Consider the following 25,530-nt stretch of genomic DNA (forward strand, 5'->3'; position numbering starts at 1 on the left):
AGAAATCCGCGATTGCATCCGCACGCGACTGCGCTATCGTGGCGGGATGCGTTCTTGACCCCTGCGCGATGCTCGATCCGACCGACCTGCGACTCCTGTATCAGCTCCGGCCCGCGGAGGCCGGCGATTTTCCGTTTGCCGAAGCGCTGACGCACGGCAACATGGGCGGCTATTACAAGCGCCATGGGCTCGTCTGGCGCAGCGACCTGTTCTACGCGAGCTGGCGCGAATCCGAGAACTTCATCCTCGAGGCCGACGGCGAGCGCATCGGCGTGCTGCGCGTGACCGAGGAGGGCGATTCGCTGCACATCCGCGACGTACAGATCGCGGCCGGTCATCGCGGGCAGGGCGCCGGCACCTACATGCTCGACATGTCGCACCGCTGGGCGCGTGCGCGCGGGCTGCACGAACTGCAATTGCGCGTGTTCGTCGACAATCCTGCCGCGCGTCTTTATTTGCGCATGGGCTATCGGGTTGCCGGGTCGCGGCTCGCGCAACTTGGCTCGATCCGTCACATGGTGCGGCCGGTCTGACGCGCTGATGGCCCCGAACGACGCGTTCAGCGGACAGCGCCGACAGCGTCGTCGTCCGGGGTTTCGTCGTCCGCGAGGCTGCCTTCCGGGCCGCGGTGTTCGTAGCCGCGCAGCATGAATGCGCGCGGGCTTTCGCCGAATGCGCGCCGGAACATCGCCGAAAAGGCGCTCTGGCTCTGGTAGCCGAGCTCGCGCGCGATATGCGACAGCGGGCGCCCCTGGTTCAGCAGCGGAATGGCCCGTGCCAGCAGTGCCTGCTGACGCCACTGCGAAAAACTCACGCCCAGTTCCTGCTTGAAGAGCCGGGAAATCGTGCGCGTGCTCGCGCCGACCTCGCTTGCCCAGTGCTCGAGCGATTCCGCATGCGCCGGATGCGCGAGTACCGACTCGCACAGCATGCGCAGCCGTTTTTCGTCGGGCATCGGTACCGCGAGCGGCAGCGGTTCGGCGCGACTCAGCTCGTCGAGCACGAGCCCGCACAGCAGGCGCTCGCGCGCGGTGCTCAGGTCGCGCGCGTCGAGCGCGACGATCAGTTCGCGCAGGAGCCCCGTCACTTCGACGACACGGCACGCGTCAAGCCCTTCCGGCACGATCGACTCGTCGATGTACAGCGTGCGCAAGAACGCCTCTTCGACGATCACGACCTCGTGCGTCACGTGCGGCGGTACCCAGATCGCACGGGACGGCGGCACCATCCATGTCGTGCCGGTCGTCGCGACGCGCAGCACGCCGCGCGATGCGTACGCGAGCTGTGCCCATGCATGCGTATGCAGCGGGATGCGGCGTCCGGCGTCGAGCTGCCGTGCGCGCACGCGCATCGGATGGACGGCGGTCGGCGCGAATTCGGGCGGAATGTCGATGACGTACAGGTTCGGTACGTCGGCTTGGGCGGGCGGATTCATGAACGATTCGGGCAACGCTGCGGCGATGCCGTTATTGTAGAAGGCGCCGCGAAAGCGCATGTGACGGTTTGTCGGGCGATCATGCCGCGCTCAAATGAATGTTGTGTGTGGCCCGGCGATTTCAGGGCCGCCCGCGACGAGAGGCGCTTGCGCGTTCGAACCATCGGGCCGGTATCGTGGTCTATCGATGCGCGGGGGATTGCGCAAGAATTGCGCACGGATCGCGCATGAATCGCCCGTGAACAGGGCAACACACGAATCAAAGAGGAGAACCACGATGCGTTACGTCTTCGTCTACGGCACCTTGAGAAACGGGGAGGCCAACGACATCGGCCACGCGGCCGCCAGGCACGGAATCGCCGCGCCGACGCTGCTCGGTGCCGCCGCGCTGCCGGGAGAACTGTACGATTTCGGCACGTATCCGGGGATGGTTGCCGGGTCGGCCGGCAAGTCGCTGGTCTGGGGCGACGTCTACGAAGTCGACGACCGGCTCGTTCCCGTGCTCGACGAGATCGAGCGCGTCTATCCGGGTGTCGACTCGCTGTTCAAGCCGGACGACGTGACCGTCGAACTCGGCGGTCGGCAGTACGCGTGCCTTTACTATCCGGTCGCCGCGCACGCGACCGCCGGGCGTCCGCGCATTGCGTCGGGCGACTGGGTTCAGCACCGGCGCGAGCGGGAAGCCGTCTGACCGGCCGCGCGGCAGCCGCTTCGACCGCAAAGGAAAAAGCGCCCCGAGGGGCGCTTTCGTTCGTGCCGTCATTCGCGTGCGACCGGCGCCGACGCAGGGGCGGCCCCGATCGGGACGGGCGGCTTCGTCAGATTTCCTCGTACAGCGGCAGCGTCAGGAATTCGGTGAAGCCTTCCGACGTCGACATCTGCTCGAAGATCGCGGCGGCGCGCTCGTACGGCTGCGTGTTGCCGCCGACCGAGCGCTTCACGTTGTCGAGCTCGGCCTTCGAGAATTCCCGCACGAGTTCGGCCGTGACCTTGCGGCCGTCGTCGAGCACGCCCTTCGGCGAGCGGATCCATTGCCACACCTGCGAACGGGAAATCTCGGCCGTGGCCGCATCTTCCATCAGGTTGTGGATCGGTACGCAGCCGTTGCCGTCGAGCCAGGCGCCGAGGTAATGGATGCCGACGTTGATATTGTTGCGCAGGCCGGCTTCGGTGATCGGCGTTTCAGGCTGGAAGTCGAGCAGGTTCCTGCCTTCGACCTGCACGTCGTCGCGCTGCTTCGCGATCTGGTTCGGCTTGTCGCCGAGCACCTTGACGAACTCTTCCATCGCGATCGGCACGAGGCCCGGGTGCGCGACCCAGCCGCCGTCGTAGCCGTCGGTCGCGTCGCGCTGCTTGTCCGAACGCACGCCGCCCATCGCCTTGTCGTTCGCTTCCGGATCGTTCTTGATCGGGATCAGCGCGCTCATCCCGCCGATCGCCGGCGCGTTGCGCTTGTGACAGGTCTTCAGCAGCAGCAGCGCGTACGCGCGCATGAACGGCACCGTCATCGTGATCTTCGAACGCTCGGCCAGGCAGAAGTCGCGGTCGTTCTTGAACTTCTTGATCGCCGAGAAGATGTAGTCCCAGCGGCCCGCGTTCAGGCCCGAGCTGTGTTCGCGCAGTTCGTACAGGATCTCGTCCATCTCGAACGCGGCGAGGATCGTCTCGATCAGCACCGTCGCGCGGATCGTGCCGCGCGGCACGCCGACGGCTTCCTGCGCCGCGACGAAGATGTCGTTCCACAGCCGTGCCTCGAGATGGCTTTCCATCTTCGGCAGGTAGAAGTACGGGCCCGAGCCGCGCGCAAGCAGTTCCTTCGCGTTGTGGAACAGGAACAGCGCGAAATCGAAGATGCCGCCGGACACGCGCTGGCCGTCGACGGTCACGTGCTTCTCGTCGAGGTGCCAGCCGCGCGGACGCACGATCAGCGTCGCGACCTTGTCGTTCAACTGGTAGGACTTGCCGTTCTGCTCGAGCGAGATCGTCCGGCGCACTGCGTCCTTCAGGTTGATCTGGCCGTCGATCTGGTTCGTCCAGCTCGGTGCGTTCGAATCCTCGAAGTCCGTCATGTACGAGTCGGCGCCCGAGTTCAGCGCGTTGATGATCATCTTGCGCTCGACGGGGCCCGTGATCTCGACGCGGCGGCATTGCAGGTCGGCCGGCAGCGGCGCGACCTTCCAGTCGCCTTCGCGGATCGCCTTCGTCTCGGCCAGGAAGTCGGGGCGCTCGCCCGCGTCGAGGCGTTTCGTGCGCTCCACGCGCGCCTGCAGCAGCGCCTGGCGGCGCGGTTCGAACGTGCGGTGCAGCGCCGCGACGAGTGCGAGCGCGTCGGGCGTCAGGATTGCTTCGTAACCCGGCTTGATTTCGCCGGTGATCGCCATGCCTTGCGGCAGCGTGATCGGGGTGCTCATGAGTCTCATCTCCTTGGTCGGTCAGTTGCGGTTTCGGTAAAGGGGGGAGGCGGCAGCTGCAATCGTCATGCACCCGGGCCGGGGCGCGTGCGGTTTGCGGGTCTGCCGGACGGAGCCGGGGTGGCGAGGAATGCGAGCAGGTCGGCCATGCCGGTGCCCGTACCGTCCGGTGGCGCGCCGAGTTCCTCGGCGGGCGCGCCCGTGCGGTTGAGCCAGAACGTGGTGTAGCCGAACCAGACGGCGCCGGCGACGTCCCACGCGTTCGACGACACGAACACGATGCCGCGCCGGTTCGGTCCGAACGCGGCGGTGCCGAGCGCATAGGCCGCCGGACTCGGCTTGTACGCGCGCACGGTGTCGGCCGACAGCACGCGATCGAACAGCCCGGACATGCCGGCGCTCTTGATCGCGATGTCGAGCATCTGCGGCGTGCCGTTCGACAGGATCGCGAGCGGCGGGCGCGGGTCGAGCGCGCGCAGCTTGCGCAGCGCGGGCACCGTATCGGGATAGGTGGACAGGCACGCGTATTCGTCCATCAGTCGCTTCTCGGCCGCGCTGTTCAGCGCGAGCCCGAGCCGGCGCGCGGCGAACCGCAGCGCATCGAGCGTGATGTCCCGGAACGGGCGATAGCGGGCGCCGGCCGGATCGGCGAGCGTGCGCAGTTGCGAGTATTCGATTTGCTTGCGTCGCCACAGCTGCGACAACCGTTCCCCGTGACCCGGAAACATCTGCTCTGCCGCGGCCAGCACCGCGCGCACGTCGAACAACGTGCCGAATGCGTCGAAGAGGATTGCGTCGGGAGAGGAGAGTGTCGTTGTGGCCGACATAGCCTTGCGCTCCGGTTTCAGAGGTCGAGTGAATTCTATTCGTGATCGTATGCGCTAAAAAAGACGCTATTCATCACTTGATCTTTTACTTTCATATACCTAATCTTGAGCCGTTTAAGCTATTTGAAGGGCGGCGGCACCGCCCCGGCGAGTCATGGACCGGTTCAAGCAGATCGAAACGTTCGCTGCGGTCGCGGCGAAGGGCAGCCTGTCGGCGGCTGCGCATGCGGAAGGCGTCGCCCCGGCGATCATCGGCCGACGCCTCGACGCGCTCGAGGAGCGGCTCGGCGTCAAGCTGCTGGTGCGCACGACGCGCAAGCTCACGCTGACGTTCGAGGGCTCGGCGTTTCTCGAGGATTGCCAGCGGATCATCAACGACATGCAGAACGCCGAGGCGAGCGTGTCCGCCGGCGGCGTCAAGGCGAGCGGCCACCTGCGTATTTCCGCGCCGGCCGGCTTCGGCCGGCGGCACGTCGCGCCGCTCGTGCCCGAATTCAGCGTCGGGCATCCCGACGTCTCGGTCACGCTCGACCTGTCCGACCGCATGGTCGACCTCGTCAACGAGGGGTTCGATTGCGCGGTGCGGCTCGGCGAGCTGCCCGATTCGTCGCTCGTGTCGCTGAAGCTCGGCGAGAACCGCCGCGTGTGCGTCGCGGCTCCCGCGTACCTCGTACGGCGCGGCACGCCCGCGACGCTCGCGGAACTGGCGCGGCACAACTGCCTCGCGCTTGCGGCAAACGCGAACCAGCAGCGCGGCTGGGCGTTCCAGGAGGACGGCAAGGTCGTGTCGATCCGCGTGAACGGCACGATGGAATGCTCGGACGGCGCGGTGCTGCACGAATGGTGCCTCGCCGGACATGGCCTGGCGTGGCGCTCGTGGTGGGAGGTCGGCGAGGACATCGCGGCCGGCCGGCTCGTCAGCGTGCTCGACGCATTTGCCGCCCCGCCGATCGGCATCCACGCGGTGTTCCCGCAACGCCGGCACCTGCCGCTGCGCGTGCGGCTGTTTCTCGACTACCTGAAGCACACTTACGAGCGGCCCGGATATTGGGGCGAGTAGCAGCGGGAGCCGGTCGCGTTCGCCCGCGTGTTTCCGATATGAGGGCGAACCCGTTGCCGGGGCCGGTTGGGCGGTTTCGCGCACTACACTCGTAAGAGGCATGTCCGACGCGCCACGGCCGGCACGGATGGGATCGCGGCTTGCGGCGTGTACTTGACGAAGGAGGGCGCGATGTTCCGGCACATCCTCGTTCCAACCGACGGTTCCGAACTGTCGCAGAAGGCGATCGACGGCGCGATCGACCTGGCCCGGGCGGTCGGTGCGCGCGTCACGGCGTACGCGTGCCTGCCGCAGTATCCGTACTCGCCGTTTTCCGAAGTGATCATCGAGCCGCCCGCCGATTTCCGGGCTCGCAGCGAGCGCGAGGCGCGCGCGCATCTCGACGAGGTCGAATCGGCCGCGAAGGCGGCCGGCGTCGACTGCGACACCTGGACGAGCGTCCATCCGTCGCCGTATCTCGGCATCATCGAGGCGGCCGAACGCGGCGGCTGCGACGTGATCTTCATGGCGTCCCACGGACGCCGCGGGCTCGGCAGCTTGCTGATCGGCAGCGAGACGCAGCGCGTGCTGACCCATACGAAAATTCCGGTGATCGTCTATCGGTAGGGCCGTGCCCTGGAAAAAGGGCGCGCCGGACGAAGCCGGCGCGCGTCGTTGCTGGCGGCACGCAGGCCGCGCGGCCGGTCGCGCGATCGGTATCGCGCGCCTGCCGTCTCCTCCCTGATTTTTGTTCGGTGGCCGATGCCGCGCCGTCGCGAGACGGAGGCGGGCATCGGCATGACACGCCTGGCGCGTGTTACGCGACCTTCTTGCCGTCGAAGAACTGCTCGTCCTCGGTCGAGCCGTGCAGTGCGGTCGTCGACGCTTCGCGTTCGACCGTCTGCGTCACGGCGTCGAAGTAGCCGGTGCCGACTTCGCGCTGGTGCTTGACGGCCGTGAAGCCCTTGTCCGCGGCCGCGAACTCGGCCTGCTGCAGTTCGACGAAGGCGCTCATCTGCGTGCGGGCATAGCCGTGCGCGAGGTTGAACATCGAGTAGTTCAGCGCATGGAAGCCGGCCAGCGTGATGAACTGGAACTTGTAGCCCATCGCGCCGAGCTCCTTCTGGAACTTCGCGATCGTCGCGTCGTCGAGGTTCTTCTTCCAGTTGAACGACGGCGAGCAGTTGTACGACAGCAGCTTGCCCGGGAACTGCTTGTGGATCGCTTCCGCGAACTTCTTCGCGTACTCGAGATCCGGCTTGCCGGTTTCGCACCAGACCAGGTCGGCGTACGGTGCGTAGGCAAGACCGCGCGAGATCGCCTGCCCGATGCCCGGCTTCGTGCGGAAGAAGCCTTCCACCGTGCGCTCGCCCGTGAGGAACGGCTTGTCGTTGTCGTCGACGTCGGACGTGATCAGGTCGGCGGCTTCCGCGTCGGTGCGGGCGACCAGCACGGTCGGCGTGCCCATCACGTCGGCCGCGAGGCGCGCTGCCGACAGCTTCGCGACGGCTTCGCGGGTCGGCACGAGCACCTTGCCGCCCATGTGGCCGCACTTCTTCACCGACGCGAGCTGATCCTCGAAGTGGACGCCCGAGGCGCCGGCTTCGATCATCGCCTTCATCAGCTCGAACGCGTTCAGCACGCCGCCGAAACCGGCTTCCGCGTCGGCGACGATCGGTGCGAAGAAGTCGACATAACCTTCGTCGCCCGGATTCTTGCCTTCCGACCACTGGATCTGGTCGGCGCGCGTCAGCGTGTTGTTGATGCGCTTCACGACGAGCGGCACCGAGTTCGCCGGGTACAGCGACTGGTCCGGGTACATTTCGCCCGCGACGTTCGCGTCGCCGGCCACTTGCCAGCCGGACAGGTAGATGGCCTTCAGGCCGGCCTTCACCTGCTGCATCGCCTGGTTGCCGGTCAGCGCGCCGAGTGCGTTGACGAACGGCTCGTTGTTGACGAGGCTCCACAGCTTTTCCGCGCCGCGCCTGGCGAGCGTGTGCTCGATCGGCACCGAACCGCGCAGGCGGACCACGTCCTCAGCCGAATAGCTGCGCTTGATGCCTTTCCAGCGCGGATCGGTTTCCCATTGCTTTTGCAGTTCCTGTGCCTGTTGCTGACGCGACATGATGAGCTCCTTGATGCGGTGCGATGCCTGATGGGTTGAATCTGACGATGGTGAGGCTGTTCTCGAAGCCGGGAGCGTTGTGTTCCGGTTCGTGAGGTCTTGTATAAGAGTCTAGGCAAATCGACCGGGGCGGGACAGGGGGCTTTGTGGGGCGGCAGTCAATTTTTTAGTTGTTTTTAATCAATGGCTTGAAGTTGTGATTTCGAGATAAGAAACGCTCTTTCCCATCCTGCAATCGCTCGGGTTGTGCCACGCAGCATGATTTTTTACGACACAAAAAAATTTTCCGCATCGTGAAATGTGGGGCGGGGCGAAAAAAAACCGGCGCAGATGCGCCGGTTGGCTGAATGGGCAGTGCCATCCGTTGGGCGGCCAGTGGCCGCCCGTGCGTGCTTACGACGCGGAGTTGCTGCGACGCGGGCCGCCGCTGCGTTGACCGTCGCGGCGCGGGCCGCCGTCACGGCTGCCGCCCGGCTTGCCGCTCCAGCCGCCGCCATTGCCGCCGCCGTAGCTGCGGCCGTTGCCGCCATGACCGCCGCCCGGCTTGCCGCCGAAACGCCGACCGCCGCCGTTACCGCCGCCCGGACGGCCGCGGCCGCCGGTGCCGCCGTTGCGCGGGGGTGCCTTGCGCGGCTCGAAACCTTCGATCACGTTGACCGGCAGCGGCGAGCGCACGAAGCGTTCGATGCGCTTGAGCGCGCCCTGTTCGGCGTGGTGCACGAGGCTCACCGCGGTGCCCGAACGGCCCGCACGGCCCGTACGGCCGATACGGTGCACGTAGTCTTCCGCGAACTTCGGCAGGTCGTAGTTGAACACGTGCGTGATGCCCGGGATGTCGATGCCGCGCGCCGCGACGTCGGTCGCGACCAGCACGCGCACACGGCGCTCGCGCAGCGCACGGATCGTGCGGTTACGCGCGCCCTGCGGCAGGTCGCCGTGCAGCGCGGCCGATTCGAAGCCTGCGTCGGCGAGACGGCCGGCGAGCTGGTCGGCATCGATCTTGGTCGCCGTGAAGATGATCGCCTGGTCGAGCGCGTCGTCGCGCAGCAGGTGATCGAGCAGGCGATCCTTGTGGTCGCGGTCGTCGACGTAATGCACGGTCTGCGCGATGTTTGCGCGCGACTCGAGGCGCTGCTGGATCTCGATACGCTCGGGATCCTTCAGCAGGCGGCTCGTCAGCGAACCGATCTTGCCGTCGAGCGTGGCCGAGAACAGCATCGTCTGGCGCGTCGCGGGCGTCGCGGCGACGATCGTTTCGATGTCGTCGATGAAGCCCATGTCGAGCATGCGGTCGGCTTCGTCGAGCACGAGCATCTTCAGCTCGGACAGGTCGATACGGCCGCGTTCGAGGTGATCGAGCAGACGGCCCGGCGTGGCGACCAGGATTTCGGGGTTCTTCGCGAGCAGCATCAGCTGCTGGCCGTAGGCGACGCCGCCGAGGATGCTGACCGTGCGCAGGCGCTTCAGGTGCTTGCCGTAGGTCGACGCGGCGGTGGTGACCTGCATCGCGAGTTCGCGGGTCGGCGTCAGCACGAGCAGGCCCGGGCGCGCGACGGGTTGCGGGCGGCGCGCACGGCGGTCGCCCTGGTTCGGTTCACGCGGCGCGCGCGGTTGCTGCGCCTGTGCCTTCTGGAGCTGCGCGAAACGTTCGATCGCGGGCAGCATGAATGCAGCGGTCTTGCCCGAACCGGTCGGGCTCGAGACCAGCAGGTCACGGCCGGCGATGCCGGCCGGAATCGCGCGCTGCTGGACCGGCGTCGGCTTCACATAGCCGGCGGCCTGCAGCGCGGAGACGATCTCCGGCGACAACCCGAGCGACGCGAAGCTCGGCTCGTCCGACGCCGGTTCGACCGCGGCCGGTGCGGCGGCGTCGTCGAGACCGAGCGCCTGGTCGGCGATCGCGTTGAGCGGGCTGGAGTTGATGCTCGAAGTCATAACAATCCTTGAAACACAGTGGGTGAAACGTCGGCGCCAATCGCGCATACCCAAGTCGTCGGATTCAGCGAGCAAATCGGGAAACGGGTGCAATCCGCCGAACCGTCGGCGGATGAGGCATTAGAAGCTGTTTTGGGTGCGGCGCGCTTCAGGAGCGGGGCCGCCAGCCTGATAAGTGACGACCGCGAAGGTCGAAGCAGGAGGGGACAGGTTCTAAACCGGATTGGAGCTTAACGCTACGAGGCGTCGGGCCGGAACGGCTTGCGAGCCGAGCGCGGAGATGACGCAGCCAGCATTATAAAGAGATTTGCTGCGCTGCGCCACTGATTTGATTGCCTATTGCAACCGGGGGGCGGCCGGGGACGGCCGGAGGCTATTCGGTCAGGATGCCGTGCCGTTCTTCAGCGATTCGACGAGTTCGATGTACTGCTGCTTTGCCGCATCCTGCGACGTGCCCTTCAGCGCATCCCATGCGTCGTACTTGTATTTGCCGACGATGTCGGTGAAGCCGGGCTTGTCGCCATGGGCGTCGCCGTCGGTCGCCTGCTTGAAGAGCGCGTACAGGCGCAGCAGGGTCAGGTTGCCCGGCCGTTCGGTCAGTTGCTTGACGTCGATCTGGGCCTGGTCGAATTGGGCGGTGAGTTCGCTCATCGGGTGTCTCCGTAAGGGTTTCAGGTCGGGCGATCTTAACAAGCGGACCGCCGCGCGGGGTCGAGCGATCCTTCCAAACCGCCGCCGGGCGTGCGCGTGCGCACGGATCGGGCCCGATCGCCCGTGGGAGCGGGGTGCCGCATTACAATGTCGCCCATGACGCAAACAGTGCTCCTCGCCATCGATACGTCGACCGAATACTGCTCGGTCGCGCTGCTGCGCTCGGCCCACGCCGATGACGCCGTTTCCATCCCGCAAACCTGGGTCCGCCACGAACTGACGGGCGCCGTGTCGAGCACGCGCGTGCTGCCGGCAATCCAGGAACTCTTCGCCGAATCGGGGCTGACGCTCGCCGATTGCGACGCGATCGCGTTCGGCGCGGGCCCCGGGTCGTTCACGGGCCTGCGCACCGCGACGGGCATCACCCAGGGGCTCGCGTTCGGGCGCGGGCTGCCGGTCGTGCCGATCGGCACACTGCTCGCGTGTGCCGAGCACGCGCGGCTGCGCGCCCCCGGTACGACCCGCGTCCTCGCCGCGCTGGATGCGCGGATGGACGAAGCCTACTGGGCGGACTTCGCGTGGGACGAAAGCGCCGGCGACTGGCTCACGCTGCATCCGGCTTCGCTCGATGCGCCGGGTGCGGTCGGCGTGCCCGATACGCCCTTCACGCTCGCGGGCAACGCGGCCGCCGCATTCGGCGCGCAGTTGCCGGCCGCGGCGCACGCGGCCGTGATCGACGGCGACGCGATGCCGCACGCGCTGGCGGTCGCCCATGCCGCGCTGCGCGCGTTCCGTGCCGGCCGTGCGGTGCCGGCCGACCAGGCTGCACCGGAGTACGTGCGCGACAAGGTGGCACAGACGACCGCCGAGCGCGTCGCGGCACGCGCCGCTCAGGCAGGCGGAGCGAAGGGATGACGGGCGTACTGCTGAGCGACCGCTACCTGGCGCCGATGACGGATGCCGATCTCGACGAGGTCGTCGCGATCGAGCACGTCGCGTACGAGTTCCCGTGGAGCCGCGGCAACTTCGAGGATTCGTTGCGCAACGGCTACCTGGGCGTGTGCCTGCGGCACGTGACGGGTTCGCTCGTCGGCTATTGCGTGCTGATGCCGGTGGTCGACGAGATGCACCTGCTGAACCTGTGCGTCGCGCCGGCCGCGCAGCGCGCGGGTGCGGGCCTTGCGCTGCTGCGCGAGGCCGTGCGCATTTCGCGTGCGGAGCGGCTCGACGGCGTGCTGCTCGAGGTGCGGCCGTCCAATCCGCGCGCGATCCATCTGTACGAGCGCTTCGGCTTCGTAACGATCGGCCGGCGCAAGAATTACTACCCGGCGAAGCACCACAGCCGGGAAGACGCGATCGTGATGCGTCTGACGCTGAACAAGGATGAGGGGGACGCGCATGGCATGGGCTGAAGCGGCGCTCGAGGAAATGGGTCTCGCGCAGATCTGGGTGCGGCGCGGGCAGGGCGCGAATGAAGGCGCGGACGCGGGCGCGGCAGTCGAAGCGCCCGCCGCGGCGCAAACGGGGGCGGCGAACGCCGCACCTGCCGTCGTTGCGGCCGAGCGACCTGCGCGCACCGCGCGCACGCCGGCGCAAGACGAGGCGACGCCGGCAGTGGCGCGGAGCGTCGATGTTCCGCCGGTTCGCGAGCCTGCCGCCCCGGCGCACCGCGTCGACGACGATCGCGTGCCCGCACGCGCCGCGCCGGTCGCATCGACCGACACGATGCTGCCGATGGATGATGCGCCGCCTGCCGGAGCCGACGATTTTGCGTGGTTCGATGCGGCGCCGCCGGGCGATCCCGCGCCGACGGCCCCATTGCGACGCGCCGAAACCCCGGTTGCGACACTCGACTGGGACGCGCTGGCCGCGCGCGTGGCCGACTGCACGCTCTGCCGGTTGTGCGAGAAGCGGACCAACACCGTGTTCGGTGTCGGCGACCGCGAAGCGGACTGGATGCTGATCGGCGAAGCGCCGGGTGAGAACGAGGACAAGCAGGGCGAGCCGTTCGTCGGCCAGGCCGGCAAGCTGCTCGACAACATGCTGCAGTCGCTGTCGCTCCAGCGCGGCGACAACGTGTACATCGCGAACGTGATCAAGTGCCGGCCGCCCGGCAACCGCAACCCGGAGCCGGACGAGGTCGCGCGCTGCGAGCCTTATCTGCAGCGTCAGGTCGCGCTCGTGAAGCCGAAGCTGATCGTCGCGCTCGGCCGTTTCGCCGCGCAAACCCTGCTGAAGACGGATGCGAGCATCGCGTCGCTGCGCGGCCGCGTGCATGCGTACGAGGGCGTGCCGGTGATCGTGACCTACCACCCGGCATACCTGTTGCGCAGCCTGCAGGACAAGTCGAAGGCATGGGCCGACCTGTGCCTCGCACGCGACACGTTCCGGCGCGCGGAAGGCGCCGACGTGAACGGGCCGGCCGGGCAATGACGACGGGCGCGGCGTGCGCACTCGTCGACACGCTGCATGACGCCGCGGTTCGCGATCTGGGCTGGTTGCTTGCCAGCCCGAGCCTCCTCACCGCGGTACCGGGAGCGCCGCTTGCGCGCCCGTGGCCGGATGCGGCCGGGCAGTCGGCCGTCCACGCATGGCTCGCCGCGCTCGATGCGCAGCCCGGGCCGCTGCATCGCGCGCTCGACGGGTTCCGGCCCACCCGGCTCGGCCGCTACGCGGAATGCCTGCTCGAGTATTTCCTGACGCACGGCCCGTCGCTGCGGCTCGTCGCGGCCAATCTGCCGCTGCGCAGCAACGGCAAGACGCTCGGCGAAGTCGATTTTCTCGTCGACGCGCCGGGCGGTCAGCGCCTGCATTGGGAGCTCGCGGTGAAGTGCTATTTGTGCGCGCCGGTACGCGACGGTGCATCGCTTGCCGACTTCGTCGGCCCCAATCTCGTCGACCGGTTCGACCGCAAGCGCAGCCGGCTGCTCGAGCACCAGTTGCGCCTCGGCGAACACGACGGGTTCGCGCGGCTCGGCTATGGCGCACCGTCCGACGCACAGATGTTCATCAAGGGCTGGTTGTTCTATCCGCACGGCGCGCCGTTGCCGCCGGTGTCCGCCGAAATCGCGCCGGATCACCCGCGCGGATTCTGGCTGACGCACGCCCAGTGGCCGGCGTGGGCGGCCGCGCAGCCCGCCGGCGCCGCATGGAGTGTGTTGCCGAGGCTCGCGTGGCTCGCGCCGCGACGTGCCGCCGCCGATACCGGATTCGAGCCGGAACCGCTGGCGGCCGCTCTGGAGCTGCCGCCCGTGTTGACGACGCGCGAGGCCCCCGCGCTGATCGGCATACATGAACAGGACGGTGACGGCACCTGGCGCGAACGGGCGCGTGGGTTCGTCGTGCCGGACGACTGGCCGGTGCGCGCGCAGGCGTTCGCGGCGCAGGATCACTGACGCCGCGTCAGCCGGCGCTCACCACCAGCGATGGAAGTGATGGACGGGGCCGACGCCGTGGCCGACGTCGAGGTGGCCGCTCGCGGCGATCGCGCCGGTCAGGTAGGTCTTGGCTTCGCGCACCGCGCTTTCGAGGTCGGGCTGTTGCGGCAGCAGCGCGGCGATCGCCGACGACAGCGTGCAGCCGGTGCCGTGCGTGTTGCTGACCGGCACGCGTGCACCGTCGAGCCGCACGGTGCGCGCCGCTTCGACGAGCCAGTCGGGGCTCGCAGACGCGTCCGGCAGGTGACCGCCTTTCATCAGCACGGCACGCGCGCCCGTCCGTAGCAGGGCCCGGCCTTGCCGGACCATGTCGTCTTCCGTGGTGGCGGGCACGTCGTTCAGCAGCGCGGCCGCTTCGGGCAGGTTCGGCGTCACGACCGTCGCGAGCGGCAGCAGCGCATCGCGCAACGCGTCGACGGCATCGGGCGCCAGCAGCGCGTGCGAGCTCTTCGAGATCATCACCGTGTCGAGTACGACGAAGCGTGGCGCATAACGCCGCAGCGCGTCGGCGACCGCGTGCACGATCGCCGCATTCGCGAGCATCCCGATCTTGACCGCATCGATACGGATGTCGCTGAACACCGCGTCGAGCTGTGCGGTCACGAACGCCGCGTCCGGCGCATGCACGCCCGTTACGCCGCGGGTGTTCTGGGCGGTCAACGCGGTGATCGCGCTGGCGCCGTAGGCGCCGAGTGCGGAGAACGTCTTCAGGTCGGCCTGGATGCCTGCGCCGCCGCCCGAATCGGAGCCGGCGATCGTCAGAATGTTGGGTATCGGGTGCGTCATCGGGGCAATGCGCCGGTTCAAAGACCGGCGCCGGCGGACGGAAACGAGGAGTGTAGCGTCAGTGCCGCGATTCGCCGATCAGCGCGACCGAGTCGAACTGGCGCTGGTTCGCCTGGTGGCGGCGCATCACGAGCCACATCGTCAGGCAGACGAACGTGCCGAACAGGACGATCACGACGCCGACCGGCACGTCGAGCCACACGAGCACCGCATACAGGCACAGCATCACGAGCACCGACAGGTTCTCGTTGAAGTTCTGCACCGCGATCGAGTGGCCGGCCGACAGGAGCACGTGGCCGCGATGCTGCAGCAGCGCATTCATCGGAACGACGAAGTAACCGGACAGCGCGCCCACGCACATCAGGAAGATGTACGCGATGATCAGGTACACGGGCATGCGCAGGTGGCCGAAATGCACGGCCCAGTGCGGCGGGAACAGGTCGCGCGTGTAGAACGCCATCAGCATCACCGCGATGCCCATGACGATGCCGACGGGCAGCACGGTCAGCGACTTCTTCAACGGGATCCGGGCCGCGGCGGCGATTGCGCCGGCCGCGACGCCGACCGCGACCACGGCCTGGAGGATTGCGCCTTCCGACAGCGACATGCCGAGCGAGACTTCAGCCCACTTCAGCACGATGAACTGCAGCGTCGCGCCCGCACCCCAGAACAGCGTCGTGACCGCCAGCGAGATCTGGCCGAGCTTGTCGCGCCACAGCACCATGAAACAGTCGGCGAAATCGGTGAGGAGCTTGACCGGGCCGCGTTCCTGCTTCGGGTAGCGGGCGCCGGTATCGGGAATGCGCAGGTTGAACAGCGCGGCGACCACGTAGATCGCCATGATGATCGCCATCGCCGCTTCGGCGGGCGTGCCGATCCAGGCGGGGGTATGCGCGATCACGTGCGACGCGATGTGCGGGCTGATCAGCGCACCGCCGAGCACGGTGCCGAGGATGATCGAGCTGACGGTCGTGCCTTCGATCCAGCCGTTGGCGGCAACCAGCCGGTCGGCCGGCAGCAGCTCGGTGAGAATGCCGTATTTCGCGGGCGAGTAGGCTGCCGCGCCGAAGCCGACGATCCCGTACGCGATCAGCGGGTGGGCGCCGAGCAGCATGATCATGCAGCCGATCACCTTGATCGAGTTGGTGATGAACATCACGCGGCCCTTCGGTCGCGAATCCGCGAACGCACCGACATACGCCGCCAGCACCACATAGGACAACACGAAGAACAGCTTCAGCAGCGGTGTCATCCAGTTGGGGGCATGGAGGTCTTTCAGCAGGGCGATGGCGGCGATGAGGAGCGCATTGTCGGCCAGCGACGAGAAAAACTGCGCGGCCATGATGGTGTAAAAACCTTTTTTCATCTGATGCGATGCTTTCGTCGCTGCGGCAGGGCCGCGTAGGCCGCCTGGTATGCGATCGGCTTATTCCGTTCGAAATGGGTTGTGCGCACGGCTTTATAACATGAAAATACGCCAGTTCGGACTAGCAAGATTCCCCGATCGTTCCGCAAGTTGTCGGCTTCAGTGCTCAAAAGGCGCGGTAAGCTGATGATTCGCAAGCGTCTTTACGTAAATTTCCCATGCCGCGCCCGATCTCCGCCACCATCCACACCGCCGCTCTCGCGAACAATCTCTCCGTCGTCCGCCGCTTTGCCGGCCCGTCCAAGGTCTGGGCGGTCGTCAAGGCGAACGCGTACGGGCACGGTCTCGCCCGCGCGTTTCCGGGCCTGCGCGGCACCGACGGCTTCGGCCTGCTCGACCTCGACGAGGCAGTCAAGCTGCGCGAGCTCGGCTGGGCCGGCCCGATCCTGCTGCTGGAGGGGTTCTTCCGCTCGACCGACATCGACGTGATCGACCGCTACAGCCTGACGACGACCGTCCACAACGACGAGCAGATGCGGATGCTGGAAACGGCGCGGCTGTCGAAACCCGTCAACGTGCAGCTGAAGATGAACAGCGGGATGAACCGGCTCGGCTACCTGCCGGAGAAATACCGCGCCGCGTGGGAGCGCGCCCGCGCGTGCCCCGGCATCGGCCAGATCACGTTGATGACCCATTTTTCGGATGCGGACAACGAGCGCGGCGTCGCCGAGCAGCTCGCGACGTTCGAGCGCGGCGCGGAAAACATCGCCGGCGCGCGCAGTCTCGCGAACTCGGCCGCCGTGCTGTGGCATCCGGACACGCATTTCGACTGGGTGCGCCCGGGGATCGTGCTGTACGGCGCGTCGCCGTCGGGCCTGTCGTCCGACATCGCCGACACGGGGCTGAAGCCGGCGATGACGCTCGCGTCCGAACTGATCGCGGTGCAGACGATCGCGAAGGGCCAGGCGATCGGCTACGGCTCGACGTTTTCCGCGCAGGCGCCGATGCGGATCGGCGTGGTCGCATGCGGTTATGCGGACGGTTATCCGCGGGTCGCGCCCGAAGGCACGCCCGTGATCGTCGACGGCATCCGCACGCGGATCGTCGGCCGCGTGTCGATGGACATGATTACCGTCGACCTGACCCCGTGCCCGCAAGCCGGCGTCGGCGCGCGGGTCGAGCTGTGGGGCAATGCATTGCCGATCGACGACGTCGCCCGCCATTGCGGCACGATCGGTTACGAGCTGATGTGTGCAGTCGCCGGCCGCGTGCCCGTGCGCGCAGAATAAGGGCGTCGCGCGTGGCCAAACAGAAAACCGTATACGTCTGCAGCGAGTGCGGCGGACAGACCCCGAAGTGGCAAGGGCAATGCCCGTCGTGCCAGGCCTGGAATACGCTCGTCGAATCGGTTCCTGAGGCGCCGTCGGCCCATCGTTTCCAGTCGCTCGCCAAGCGTGCGCCCGTGCAGCGTCTCGTCGACATCGAAGCAGCCGACGTGCCGCGCTTCTCCACCGGCATCGGCGAATTCGACCGCGTGCTCGGCGGCGGGCTCGTGCCGGGCGGCGTCGTACTGATCGGCGGCGACCCGGGTATCGGCAAATCGACGCTGCTGCTGCAGTCGCTTGCGGACATCGCGAGCGAGCGGCGCGCGCTCTATATCAGCGGCGAGGAATCGGCCGCGCAGATCGCGTTGCGCGCGCAACGGCTTGCGCTGCTCGACGGCGGTGCGCCGGCGGACGAACTGAAGCTGCTCGCCGAGATCCAGCTCGAGAAGATCCAGGCCGCGATCGACACGGAACGGCCGGACGTGGCCGTGATCGACTCGATCCAGACCGTCTATTCGGAAGCGCTCACGTCGGCCCCCGGCTCCGTCGCGCAGGTGCGCGAATGCGCGGCGCAGCTCACGCGCATCGCGAAGCAGTCGGGCACCGCGATCATCATGGTCGGGCACGTGACGAAGGAAGGCAACCTGGCCGGCCCGCGCGTGCTCGAGCACATCGTCGACACGGTGCTGTACTTCGAAGGCGACACGCACTCGTCGTTCCGGCTCGTGCGCGCGTTCAAGAACCGCTTCGGCGCGGTCAACGAACTCGGCGTGTTCGCGATGACTGAGCGCGGGCTGCGCGGCGTCGCGAATCCGTCCGCACTGTTCCTGTCGCAGCACGAGCAGGTCGTGCCCGGCTCGTGCGTGCTCGTTACACAGGAGGGCACGCGCCCGCTGCTCGTCGAAGTCCAGGCGCTCGTCGACACCGCGCACGTGCCGAACCCGCGCCGGCTCGCGGTCGGCCTCGAACAGAACCGGCTCGCGATGCTGCTCGCGGTGCTGCACCGTCATGCGGGCATCGCGTGCTTCGACCAGGACGTGTTCCTCAATGCGGTGGGCGGTGTGAAGATCACCGAGCCGGCCGCCGACCTCGCGGTGCTGCTCGCGATCCATTCGTCGATGCGCAACAAGGCGCTCCCGAAGGGGCTGATCGTGTTCGGCGAAGTGGGGCTGGCGGGCGAGATCCGGCCGTCGCCGCGCGGGCAGGAGCGGCTGCGCGAGGCCGCGAAGCTCGGTTTCACGTCCGCGCTGATCCCGAAGGCGAACGCGCCGAAGCAGCCGATCGAAGGGCTGAACGTGATGGCCGTCGATCGGCTCGAGCAGGCGATCGACCGCGTGCGCGATCTCGAGTGACCGGCTGCACCGGCACGCGGGCCGGGCCTGTCGGCGATCTGGCGCGTAATTCGTTGTAAAGAATATGTAGGCTTCTGTAACCCGCCGGACATCGCTTTTCCCTATCCTTGGCCGGATTGTCGAACCGCGCAATGCGAAGGGAACCTATGTTGAAATCCTATGGGGAAGCGCCGGGCGGACGCCTTTACAACCTGCGCGGCTGCCGCGTGTCGGAGCCGATTCGCCAGCCCTGGGGTGGGGGATGCCGGATCGTCGAGTGGATCGACGAAGAGGGGCGACTCGCGCGCAAGGTCGTGTCCGAGGACGTGACGGAAGCGGAAGTCGCTGCCGCGATCCGGCGGCCGACCGAAGGGCGCCGGTACCTGATGGGCGACGACGAGCAGATGCCGCGCGATACGCTGCCGCGCCGCTGAGCCGGCAGCCTGGCGGATGGCCGGCGAACCACCGGGTGACGACGGTAGTGAATGAACAGGCCGGGACCGTGCGCCCGGCCTTGTCGTATCCGGGCCCGAAGAAGGACGGATGTGCCTGTAGAGATGCCGCGATATCAAGGTGCCGAGGCAGCCGGCACGCCGGGCTGGCATACCGGCCGGGTGCGCCGCGACAGCGGTCAGCCGATCTGCTCGAGCTCTTCCTGCGCGGCAAGCCAGTCGGCCTCGACCGTCTCGAGACGCGTGTTGACGTCCCCGAGCTTGCGGATCGCATCGGTCAGCTCCGTCTTGCGCTCGGCTTCGTAGCTCGCCGGATCGGCGACGAATGCGTCGAGGCGGGCCTTCTCCGCGTGCAGCGTCTCCATTTCCTTTTCGAGCTTGGTGATGCGCGTCTGCAGCGGCTTCTTCAGCACCGACAGGCGCTGCCGTTCCTCGGCGGCCTGACGTTTCTGGTCCTTGCGGTTGGCCGCGGCACCCGCGCCCGACGAAGCTGCGCTGTCCGCCTTCGCGGCGGCGCGCTGCTCGGCCGCGTGCTGCAGCAGCCAGTCGCGGTAGTCGTCGAGGTCGCCGTCGAACGGCTGCAGCCGGTGCTTCGCGACCAGCATGAACTGGTCGGTCGTCGCGCGCAGCAGGTGGCGGTCGTGCGAGACGAGGATCAGCGTGCCCTCGAACTGCGCGAGCGCCATCGTCAGCGCATGGCGCGTTTCGAGGTCGAGGTGGTTGGTCGGTTCGTCGAGCAGCAGCAGGTTCGGCTTTTGCCAGATGATCAGCGCGAGCGCGAGGCGTGCCTTTTCGCCGCCCGAAAACGGCCCGACCGGGCTGGTTGCCATGTCGCCCGAGAAGTTGAAGCCGCCGAGGAAGTCGCGCAGTTCCTGCTCGCGCGTGTCGGGCGCGAGCCGCGCCAGATGCGCCAGCGGTGAATCGTCCTCACGCAGCGTTTCGAGCTGGTGCTGCGCGAAATAGCCGATCGTCAGCCCCTTGCCGTCGCGGACGTGCCCCGACAGCGGCGCGAGCGTGCCGGCCAGCGTCTTGATCAGCGTCGACTTGCCCTGGCCGTTCGCGCCGAGCAGGCCGATGCGCTGGCCGTTCTGGATCGACAGCGCGACGCGCTCGACGATCGGGATCTCCGCTCCGCCGTCGGCGTGGTAGCCGCAGCGGACGTCTTCCATCACCATCATCGGGTTCGGCGCGGCGTCGGGCGTGCGGAATTCGAACGTGAACGGCGATGCGATGTGCGCGGGCGCGATCAGCTCCATCTTCTCGAGCGCCTTCATCCGGCTCTGCGCCTGCTTGGCCTTGGTCGCCTTGGCCTTGAAGCGGTCGACGAAGCTCTGCAGGTGCTCGATCGTCTTCTGCTGCTTTTCGTAGGCGCTTTGCTGCAGCGCCAGTTGCTGCGCGCGCAGCACTTCGAACTGCGAGTAGTTGCCGCCGTAGCGCTTCACCTGGCGGTTTTCCAGGTGCAGCGTGACATTGCAGATCGAATCGAGGAATTCGCGGTCGTGCGAAATCACGACGAGCGTGCCGGGGTAGCGGTGCAGCCAGTCTTCGAGCCAGACGATCGCGTCGAGGTCGAGGTGGTTCGTCGGTTCGTCGAGCAGCAGCAGGTCGGAGCGGCACATCAGCGCCTGCGCGAGATTCAGGCGCATGCGCCAGCCGCCGGAGAAGCTGGCGACGGATTCGCGCGTCTGCGCGAGCGTGAAGCCGAGACCGAGCAGCAGCGCCTCGGCACGGGCCGGCGCGGTGTAGCCGTCGGCGTCGGCGAATGCCGCGTGCGCGTCGGCTTCGGCGGCGCCGTCATGCGCGGCGGACGCGGCGGCGATGCGCGCCTCGATCTCGCGCAGCGCGGCGTCGCCGTCGAGCGTGTAGTCGAGTGCCGAGCGGTCGACGGCGGGCGTTTCCTGCGACACGTGGGCGATCCGCCACGACGGCGGCATCGAGAAATCGCCGCCGTCGGAGTGCAGCTCGCCGCGCAGGACCGAGAACAGCGTCGACTTGCCGGCGCCGTTCGCGCCGATCAGGCCGGCTTTCTCGCCGGGATTGAGCACGAAGGAGGTCGACTCGAACAGCGGCTTGGTGCCGCGCGCAAGGCTGAACTGATTGAAACGGATCACGGCGGAAATGACTGGCCAAAACCGCTATTCTAGACTGCGCGCCGCTTGCGCCGGGCATTGGCCGTTCGGCGGATGCCGCAATGGTGCAATTTCGCCTAGACTCCACGTCGATCCGGTTTCGTAAAAGGAGTGCCCGATGTCCACCCTGTATTCGTTCAGTGCAGAGACGCTTGCCGGCGCGCCGGCCTCGCTCGACGCGTATCGCGGCAAGGTGCTGCTGATCGTCAACACCGCGAGCGAGTGTGGTTTCACGCCGCAGTACGCCGGCCTGCAGAAGCTGTACGACCAGTACGCGGCGCGCGGCTTCTATGTGCTCGGCTTCCCGTGCAACCAGTTCGGCAAGCAGGAGCCCGGCGACGCCGCGCAGATCGGCGCGTTCTGCGAGCGCAATTACGGCGTCACGTTCCCGATGTTCGCGAAGATCGACGTGAAGGGCGACCATGCGCATCCGCTGTACCGCTACCTGACCGACGAGGCGCCCGGCATTCTCGGCCTCAAGGCGATCAAGTGGAACTTCACGAAATTCCTGATCGATCGCGAAGGGCGCATCGTCAAGCGCTATGCGCCGTCCACCAAGCCGGACGAAATCGCCGCGGATATCGACAAGCTGCTGTGACGGCTGCCGGCGGCATTCGCGGCGCCGGTGCGGGTCGCCTGCCCGCCGCGGTCCCGGCCGTCAGAGGATCGGTGCGAACAGCCGCGCGACGTGCATCGCGATGCGTCGCCAGGCAGGCGATCGGCGGTATTCGTTCGCGTCGACCTCGTACGCCTGTGCGAAGTCGGCAGCGAGCATCGTCTCGACCTCGTCGGCGAATGCGCGGTCGACGGTCAGCACCATGATCTCGAAATTGAGGCGGAACGAACGGTTGTCGAGATTCGCGCTGCCGATCGCCGCCGCGATGCGGTCGATCAGCACGACCTTCTGGTGCAGGAAGCCGGGCCGGTAGCGGAATACCTTCACGCCCGCATCGACCAGGTCGCGCGCGTACAGCTTCGACGCCTCGAATACCACGTAGTGATCGCGCCGGCTCGGAATCAGGATGCGCACGTCGACGCCGCGCATGACGGCGAGCTTCAGCGCGGAGATCACGGCTTCGTCGGGGACGAGGTACGGCGTGGTGATCCAGACCCGTTCGCGCGCGGCGTTGATCGCCTCGACGAAGAACAGCGAGCCCGTCTCCTGCTTGTCGGCCGGCCCCATCGGCACGGCGAGGCAATGCATGTTGTCGCCCGGCTGCGCGGGTGGCGGCATCGCGAGCGGCGGCAGCTTCTGCGTCGCCCAGTGCCAGTCTTCGGCGAACACGTACTGGATGCTCGCGACCACGGGGCCGCGTATCTCGATGTGCGTGTCGCGCCACGGCGACAGGCGCGGCTTCGCGCCGAGATATTCGACGCCGACGTTGTGGCCGCCGACGAACGCGCGATTGCCGTCGACCACGACGATCTTGCGGTGGTTGCGGAAGTTGAGCTGGAAACGGTTGACGAACTTCCGGTTGGTCGCGAACGGATGCACCTCGACGCCGCCCCGGCGCAATGTGTCGACGTAGCTGTGCGGCAAGTCGAAGCTGCCGATGCTGTCGTACAGGAGGCAGCAGCGCACGCCGGCTGCCGCACGCGCGAGCAGCGAGTCGCGCAGCATCCGGCCGAGCGCATCGTCGCGCACGATGAAGAACTGCACCACCACGTAATCGCGCGCGGCGTCGATTGCGGCGAGGATCGCCGAGAACGTCGCATCGCCGTTCACGAGCGTGCGCACCGAATTGCCGCCGAGGAACGGCATGCCGCCGAGACGCGTAAGCGCGAGCACCGCGGCCTGGCCGATCGCGTCGGCGGCCGGCCCGTCGGTCGCGTCGGTGCTGAGCCAGGGCGAGCGGGGTGTGTGCATGCGCAACATTTCCAGCTCGTGGCGCCGGGCGTCGACGTAGCCGGAGAACTTGCTGCGACCGAGGAACAGGTACGGAACGAGCGTCAGGTACGGCATGGCCGCAAGCGAGACGGCCCATGCGATCGCACCTTGCGACGTGCGCGTGTTCATGATCGCGTGGCACGCAGCGACGATCCCGAGCACATGGATGGTCAGGATCAGGGTGCCGAGATGTAGCCAGTCGAGGGTCATGGGCGCGTGACGGACTCCTGAGGTCGCGCGGCCGGGCGGCCGCCTACGCGCATCTTACCCAACCGTGCGGCGCAACGGTGCACCGCACGGTGGGCGAGCCGAAAAGGCTCAGGCCTTGCGCGGCAGGTCCGACGCCTGGATCAGGAACACGGCGTCGTCGCCCGCGCTGGTCGGCAGCCACGTGAGTTCGAGGCCGCCGAACGCGGCTTCGACGTTCTCGCGCTCATTGCCGATCTCGACGACGAGCACGCCGTCGTCGTGCAGCCAGCGATGGGCTTCGGCGACGATGCGTCGCACGATGTCCATCCCGTCGTCGCCACCCGCGAGCGCCATCTCCGGCTCGTGCCGGTACTCGGGCGGCAGTGCGGCCATCGACGACGCATTCACGTACGGCGGGTTCGTCAGGATCACGTCGTAGCGCGAGTCCGGGTCCGTGCGGAATGCGGGCAGCGGCGCGTAGAGGTCGCCGCGGTGCAGCCCGATGCGGTCTTCGAGGCCGTAGTCGCGCACGTTGATCTCGGCGACTTCGAGGGCCTTGTCGGACAGGTCGACCGCGTCGATCTCGGCATTCGGGAACGCGCTCGCCGCGAGGATCGCGAGGCAGCCCGAGCCCGTGCACAGCTCGAGCACGGCGCCGACCTGTTCGGGATCGGCGACGTACGGCTGCAGCCCGTCGTCGAGCAGTTCGCCGATGAACGAGCGCGGCACGATCACGCGTTCGTCGACGTAGAAGCGGTGGCCATGCATCCAGGCTTCATGCGTGAGGTACGCGGCCGGCACGCGGTCGGTCGCGCGCCGTTCGATCACGGCGAGCACGGCCGCGATTTCGTCGGGCAGGAGCCGTGCGTCGAGGAACGGCTCGAGCGTGTCGAGCGGCAGGTCGAGCGTGCGCAGCACCAGGTAGGCCGCTTCGTCGTACGCATTGTCGGAGCCGTGGCCGAACGCGAGCTTCGCCTTCGAGAAGCGCGTGACCGCGTAGCGCAGCAGGTCGCGGACTGTGGCAAAAGGTGTCGTCATGCGAGGCTCCATCAGGCGATCAGTTGTTCGAGCACGCGGCGGTACACGTTCTTCAGCGGATCGATGAAGCGCACTTCGATGTGCTCGTCGATCTTGTGGATGCTGCCGTTCGGCGGGCCGAACTCGATCACCTGCGGGCAGATGCGCGCGATGAAACGGCCGTCCGACGTGCCGCCCGTGGTCGACAGCTCGGTCGTGATGCCGGTCTCGGTGCGGATCGCGTTTTCCAGCGCGCCCGACAGCTCGCCGCGCGGCGTGAGGAACGGCAGGCCGCTCACCGACCATTTCAGCGTGTATTCGAGGCCGTGCTTGTCGAGGATCGCGTGCACGCGCGCCTGCAGGCCCTCGACGGTGCTCGCGGTCGAGAAGCGGAAGTTGAACAGCAGGTCGGCGTGGCCGGGGATCACGTTGGTCGCGCCGGTGCCGGCGTGCAGGTTCGATACCTGCCAGGTGGTCGGCGGGAAGTATTCGTTGCCTTCGTCCCATTGCTCGGCGGCGAGCTCGGCGAGCGCCGGCGCGAGCAGGTGGATCGGGTTCTTCGCGAGGTGCGGATAGGCGATGTGGCCCTGCACGCCCTTGACGACCAGTTCGCCCGACATCGAGCCGCGGCGGCCGTTCTTGACGACGTCGCCGAGTTCGTGGGTCGACGTCGGTTCGCCGACGATGCAGTAGTCCATGCGTTCGCCGCGCGCTTCGAGCAGCTCGACGACCTTCACGGTGCCATCGGTGGCGGGGCCTTCCTCGTCGCTCGTGATCAGGAATGCGATCGCGCCGCGGTGGCCGGGGTGTGCCGCGACGAATTCCTCGGACGCGACGACGAACGCCGCGAGCGACGTCTTCATGTCGGCTGCGCCGCGGCCGTACAGCTTGCCGTCCCGATGCGCGGGGATGAACGGCGGCGAGCTCCATTGCTCGAGCGGGCCGGTCGGTACGACGTCCGTGTGGCCCGCGAAGGCGAGCAGCTTGCCGTCGCGGCCGTCGGCGCCGCGCTTGACGGCCCACAGGTTGGTCACGCCGTGCGACGCGATGGTCTCGCATTCGAAGCCGAGTGCGGCGAGGCGCTCGGTCATGATCTGCTGGCAGTGCTGGTCGTCGGGCGTCACGGACGCACGGGCGATCAGCTGTTCGGTAAGGGCTAGGGTGGCGGACATGGTTCGGACCACTTT

Annotated in this window: 24 protein-coding genes; 12 read left to right on the forward strand and 12 right to left on the reverse strand. The window is 67.6% G+C overall.

What is annotated here, in order from left to right:
• Positions 1-68 precede the first annotated feature (68 nt).
• Entirely contained in the window at positions 69-533 is a 465-nt protein-coding gene (locus FOZ70_RS13675; protein ID WP_021159069.1) for a GNAT family N-acetyltransferase, read from the forward strand.
• Between the two features lie 26 nt (positions 534-559).
• Here FOZ70_RS13675 and FOZ70_RS13680 read toward each other — a convergent pair whose 3' ends face one another.
• Positions 560-1,435 carry a helix-turn-helix transcriptional regulator gene (locus tag FOZ70_RS13680; RefSeq protein WP_048021130.1) on the reverse strand — a complete coding sequence of 292 codons (876 nt, stop codon included), beginning with the start codon at positions 1,433-1,435 and terminating at the stop codon, positions 560-562.
• 277 nt (positions 1,436-1,712) lie between these two features.
• Between FOZ70_RS13680 and FOZ70_RS13685 the strand changes: the two genes are divergently transcribed.
• A complete protein-coding gene (locus tag FOZ70_RS13685) occupies positions 1,713-2,126 on the forward strand; it encodes a gamma-glutamylcyclotransferase family protein (RefSeq protein WP_059651599.1) in 414 nt (137 codons plus the stop codon).
• 127 nt (positions 2,127-2,253) lie between these two features.
• On the opposite strand, the gene aceB is transcribed toward FOZ70_RS13685, so the two are convergent.
• A complete protein-coding gene (gene aceB / locus FOZ70_RS13690) occupies positions 2,254-3,846 on the reverse strand; it encodes a malate synthase A (protein WP_021159072.1) in 1,593 nt (530 codons plus the stop codon).
• 65 nt (positions 3,847-3,911) lie between these two features.
• Complete coding sequence (locus FOZ70_RS13695) at positions 3,912-4,673, reverse strand: haloacid dehalogenase type II (protein ID WP_021159073.1); 762 nt, start codon at positions 4,671-4,673, stop codon at positions 3,912-3,914.
• Between the two features lie 154 nt (positions 4,674-4,827).
• Here FOZ70_RS13695 and FOZ70_RS13700 point away from each other — a divergent pair, with 154 nt between their 5' ends.
• Both FOZ70_RS13700 and FOZ70_RS13705 read left to right on the forward strand, forming a co-directional pair.
• Entirely contained in the window at positions 4,828-5,733 is a 906-nt protein-coding gene (locus FOZ70_RS13700) for a LysR family transcriptional regulator (RefSeq protein ID WP_021159074.1), read from the forward strand.
• A gap of 171 nt (positions 5,734-5,904) precedes the next feature.
• Positions 5,905-6,339, forward strand: coding sequence for a universal stress protein (locus tag FOZ70_RS13705; protein ID WP_031399397.1), 435 nt, complete (start codon positions 5,905-5,907; stop codon positions 6,337-6,339).
• 190 nt (positions 6,340-6,529) lie between these two features.
• Here FOZ70_RS13705 and aceA read toward each other — a convergent pair whose 3' ends face one another.
• The 3 genes from aceA to FOZ70_RS13720 form a co-directional block, all read right to left on the reverse strand.
• The gene (aceA, locus tag FOZ70_RS13710) at positions 6,530-7,837 is read right to left on the reverse strand and encodes an isocitrate lyase (RefSeq protein ID WP_048020876.1); all 1,308 of its coding nucleotides are present in this window, start codon (positions 7,835-7,837) and stop codon (positions 6,530-6,532) included.
• Between the two features lie 393 nt (positions 7,838-8,230).
• Positions 8,231-9,772, reverse strand: coding sequence for a DEAD/DEAH box helicase (locus FOZ70_RS13715; RefSeq protein ID WP_021159078.1), 1,542 nt, complete (start codon positions 9,770-9,772; stop codon positions 8,231-8,233).
• Positions 9,773-10,153: 381 nt separating this feature from the next.
• The gene (locus tag FOZ70_RS13720; RefSeq protein ID WP_011352486.1) at positions 10,154-10,423 is read right to left on the reverse strand and encodes an acyl-CoA-binding protein; all 270 of its coding nucleotides are present in this window, start codon (positions 10,421-10,423) and stop codon (positions 10,154-10,156) included.
• A gap of 147 nt (positions 10,424-10,570) precedes the next feature.
• Here FOZ70_RS13720 and tsaB point away from each other — a divergent pair, with 147 nt between their 5' ends.
• The 4 genes from tsaB to FOZ70_RS13740 are packed head-to-tail and all read left to right on the forward strand — an operon-like array spanning position 10,571 to position 13,818.
• Positions 10,571-11,338 carry a tRNA (adenosine(37)-N6)-threonylcarbamoyltransferase complex dimerization subunit type 1 TsaB gene (tsaB, locus tag FOZ70_RS13725; RefSeq protein WP_048020879.1) on the forward strand — a complete coding sequence of 256 codons (768 nt, stop codon included), beginning with the start codon at positions 10,571-10,573 and terminating at the stop codon, positions 11,336-11,338.
• The gene (rimI, locus tag FOZ70_RS13730) at positions 11,335-11,835 is read left to right on the forward strand and encodes a ribosomal protein S18-alanine N-acetyltransferase (protein WP_021159081.1); all 501 of its coding nucleotides are present in this window, start codon (positions 11,335-11,337) and stop codon (positions 11,833-11,835) included. The genes tsaB and rimI overlap by 4 nt, the downstream gene beginning before the upstream one ends.
• Positions 11,822-12,856, forward strand: coding sequence for a uracil-DNA glycosylase (locus FOZ70_RS13735; RefSeq protein WP_219706084.1), 1,035 nt, complete (start codon positions 11,822-11,824; stop codon positions 12,854-12,856). The genes rimI and FOZ70_RS13735 overlap by 14 nt, the downstream gene beginning before the upstream one ends.
• Positions 12,853-13,818 carry a DUF1853 family protein gene (locus FOZ70_RS13740; RefSeq protein ID WP_193094730.1) on the forward strand — a complete coding sequence of 322 codons (966 nt, stop codon included), beginning with the start codon at positions 12,853-12,855 and terminating at the stop codon, positions 13,816-13,818. Before FOZ70_RS13735 ends, FOZ70_RS13740 begins: the two co-directional genes overlap by 4 nt.
• Positions 13,819-13,836: 18 nt before the next feature.
• Here the strand turns inward: FOZ70_RS13740 and thiD are convergent, their stop codons facing one another.
• The gene (gene thiD / locus FOZ70_RS13745; protein ID WP_048020887.1) at positions 13,837-14,646 is read right to left on the reverse strand and encodes a bifunctional hydroxymethylpyrimidine kinase/phosphomethylpyrimidine kinase; all 810 of its coding nucleotides are present in this window, start codon (positions 14,644-14,646) and stop codon (positions 13,837-13,839) included.
• A gap of 58 nt (positions 14,647-14,704) precedes the next feature.
• The gene (gene lplT, locus FOZ70_RS13750) at positions 14,705-16,012 is read right to left on the reverse strand and encodes a lysophospholipid transporter LplT (protein WP_021159085.1); all 1,308 of its coding nucleotides are present in this window, start codon (positions 16,010-16,012) and stop codon (positions 14,705-14,707) included.
• 218 nt (positions 16,013-16,230) lie between these two features.
• Here lplT and alr point away from each other — a divergent pair, with 218 nt between their 5' ends.
• From alr to FOZ70_RS13765, 3 genes are all read left to right on the forward strand, one after another.
• On the forward strand, positions 16,231-17,301 hold the full coding sequence (alr, locus tag FOZ70_RS13755) for an alanine racemase (RefSeq protein ID WP_021159086.1): 1,071 nt from the start codon (positions 16,231-16,233) through the stop codon (positions 17,299-17,301).
• Between the two features lie 11 nt (positions 17,302-17,312).
• Entirely contained in the window at positions 17,313-18,689 is a 1,377-nt protein-coding gene (radA, locus tag FOZ70_RS13760; RefSeq protein ID WP_059490088.1) for a DNA repair protein RadA, read from the forward strand.
• A 146-nt stretch (positions 18,690-18,835) separates the two neighbouring features.
• Positions 18,836-19,102, forward strand: a complete 267-nt coding sequence (locus FOZ70_RS13765) for a DUF2866 domain-containing protein (RefSeq protein ID WP_021159088.1) — start codon at positions 18,836-18,838, stop codon at positions 19,100-19,102.
• Positions 19,103-19,299: 197 nt separating this feature from the next.
• Here FOZ70_RS13765 and FOZ70_RS13770 read toward each other — a convergent pair whose 3' ends face one another.
• Positions 19,300-21,231: an ATP-binding cassette domain-containing protein gene (locus FOZ70_RS13770; RefSeq protein ID WP_042974800.1), complete on the reverse strand. Its 1,932-nt coding sequence runs from the start codon at positions 21,229-21,231 to the stop codon at positions 19,300-19,302.
• A 136-nt stretch (positions 21,232-21,367) separates the two neighbouring features.
• On the opposite strand from FOZ70_RS13770, the gene FOZ70_RS13775 reads away from it, so the two are divergent.
• Entirely contained in the window at positions 21,368-21,847 is a 480-nt protein-coding gene (locus FOZ70_RS13775) for a glutathione peroxidase (protein ID WP_027787077.1), read from the forward strand.
• Between the two features lie 60 nt (positions 21,848-21,907).
• On the opposite strand, the gene cls is transcribed toward FOZ70_RS13775, so the two are convergent.
• From cls to dapE, 3 genes are all read right to left on the reverse strand, one after another.
• Entirely contained in the window at positions 21,908-23,347 is a 1,440-nt protein-coding gene (gene cls / locus FOZ70_RS13780) for a cardiolipin synthase (protein WP_021159091.1), read from the reverse strand.
• Positions 23,348-23,455: 108 nt separating this feature from the next.
• Entirely contained in the window at positions 23,456-24,364 is a 909-nt protein-coding gene (gene prmB, locus FOZ70_RS13785) for a 50S ribosomal protein L3 N(5)-glutamine methyltransferase (RefSeq protein ID WP_021159092.1), read from the reverse strand.
• A gap of 11 nt (positions 24,365-24,375) precedes the next feature.
• Entirely contained in the window at positions 24,376-25,515 is a 1,140-nt protein-coding gene (gene dapE, locus FOZ70_RS13790; protein ID WP_042974803.1) for a succinyl-diaminopimelate desuccinylase, read from the reverse strand.
• Between the last annotated feature and the right edge of the window lie 15 nt (positions 25,516-25,530).

The sequence above is a fragment of the Burkholderia sp. COPS genome, from assembly GCF_019425585.1.
Taxonomy (GTDB): Bacteria; Pseudomonadota; Gammaproteobacteria; order Burkholderiales; family Burkholderiaceae; genus Burkholderia; species Burkholderia cepacia.

Coding starts and splice junctions, on each gene's coding strand:
- FOZ70_RS13740 (WP_193094730.1), top strand. CDS start 12,853: ATGACGACGGGCGCGGCGTGCGCACTCGTCGACACGCTGCATGACGCC.
- dapE (WP_042974803.1), bottom strand. CDS start 25,515: ATGTCCGCCACCCTAGCCCTTACCGAACAGCTGATCGCCCGTGCGTCC.
- FOZ70_RS13705 (WP_031399397.1), top strand. CDS start 5,905: ATGTTCCGGCACATCCTCGTTCCAACCGACGGTTCCGAACTGTCGCAG.
- aceA (WP_048020876.1), bottom strand. CDS start 7,837: ATGTCGCGTCAGCAACAGGCACAGGAACTGCAAAAGCAATGGGAAACC.
- FOZ70_RS13715 (WP_021159078.1), bottom strand. CDS start 9,772: ATGACTTCGAGCATCAACTCCAGCCCGCTCAACGCGATCGCCGACCAG.
- FOZ70_RS13735 (WP_219706084.1), top strand. CDS start 11,822: ATGGCATGGGCTGAAGCGGCGCTCGAGGAAATGGGTCTCGCGCAGATC.
- rimI (WP_021159081.1), top strand. CDS start 11,335: ATGACGGGCGTACTGCTGAGCGACCGCTACCTGGCGCCGATGACGGAT.
- FOZ70_RS13775 (WP_027787077.1), top strand. CDS start 21,368: ATGTCCACCCTGTATTCGTTCAGTGCAGAGACGCTTGCCGGCGCGCCG.
- FOZ70_RS13695 (WP_021159073.1), bottom strand. CDS start 4,673: ATGTCGGCCACAACGACACTCTCCTCTCCCGACGCAATCCTCTTCGAC.
- lplT (WP_021159085.1), bottom strand. CDS start 16,012: ATGAAAAAAGGTTTTTACACCATCATGGCCGCGCAGTTTTTCTCGTCG.
- FOZ70_RS13720 (WP_011352486.1), bottom strand. CDS start 10,423: ATGAGCGAACTCACCGCCCAATTCGACCAGGCCCAGATCGACGTCAAG.
- FOZ70_RS13680 (WP_048021130.1), bottom strand. CDS start 1,435: ATGAATCCGCCCGCCCAAGCCGACGTACCGAACCTGTACGTCATCGAC.
- alr (WP_021159086.1), top strand. CDS start 16,231: ATGCCGCGCCCGATCTCCGCCACCATCCACACCGCCGCTCTCGCGAAC.
- cls (WP_021159091.1), bottom strand. CDS start 23,347: ATGACCCTCGACTGGCTACATCTCGGCACCCTGATCCTGACCATCCAT.
- prmB (WP_021159092.1), bottom strand. CDS start 24,364: ATGACGACACCTTTTGCCACAGTCCGCGACCTGCTGCGCTACGCGGTC.
- FOZ70_RS13765 (WP_021159088.1), top strand. CDS start 18,836: ATGTTGAAATCCTATGGGGAAGCGCCGGGCGGACGCCTTTACAACCTG.
- aceB (WP_021159072.1), bottom strand. CDS start 3,846: ATGAGCACCCCGATCACGCTGCCGCAAGGCATGGCGATCACCGGCGAA.
- thiD (WP_048020887.1), bottom strand. CDS start 14,646: ATGACGCACCCGATACCCAACATTCTGACGATCGCCGGCTCCGATTCG.
- FOZ70_RS13685 (WP_059651599.1), top strand. CDS start 1,713: ATGCGTTACGTCTTCGTCTACGGCACCTTGAGAAACGGGGAGGCCAAC.
- tsaB (WP_048020879.1), top strand. CDS start 10,571: ATGTCGCCCATGACGCAAACAGTGCTCCTCGCCATCGATACGTCGACC.
- FOZ70_RS13700 (WP_021159074.1), top strand. CDS start 4,828: ATGGACCGGTTCAAGCAGATCGAAACGTTCGCTGCGGTCGCGGCGAAG.
- FOZ70_RS13675 (WP_021159069.1), top strand. CDS start 69: ATGCTCGATCCGACCGACCTGCGACTCCTGTATCAGCTCCGGCCCGCG.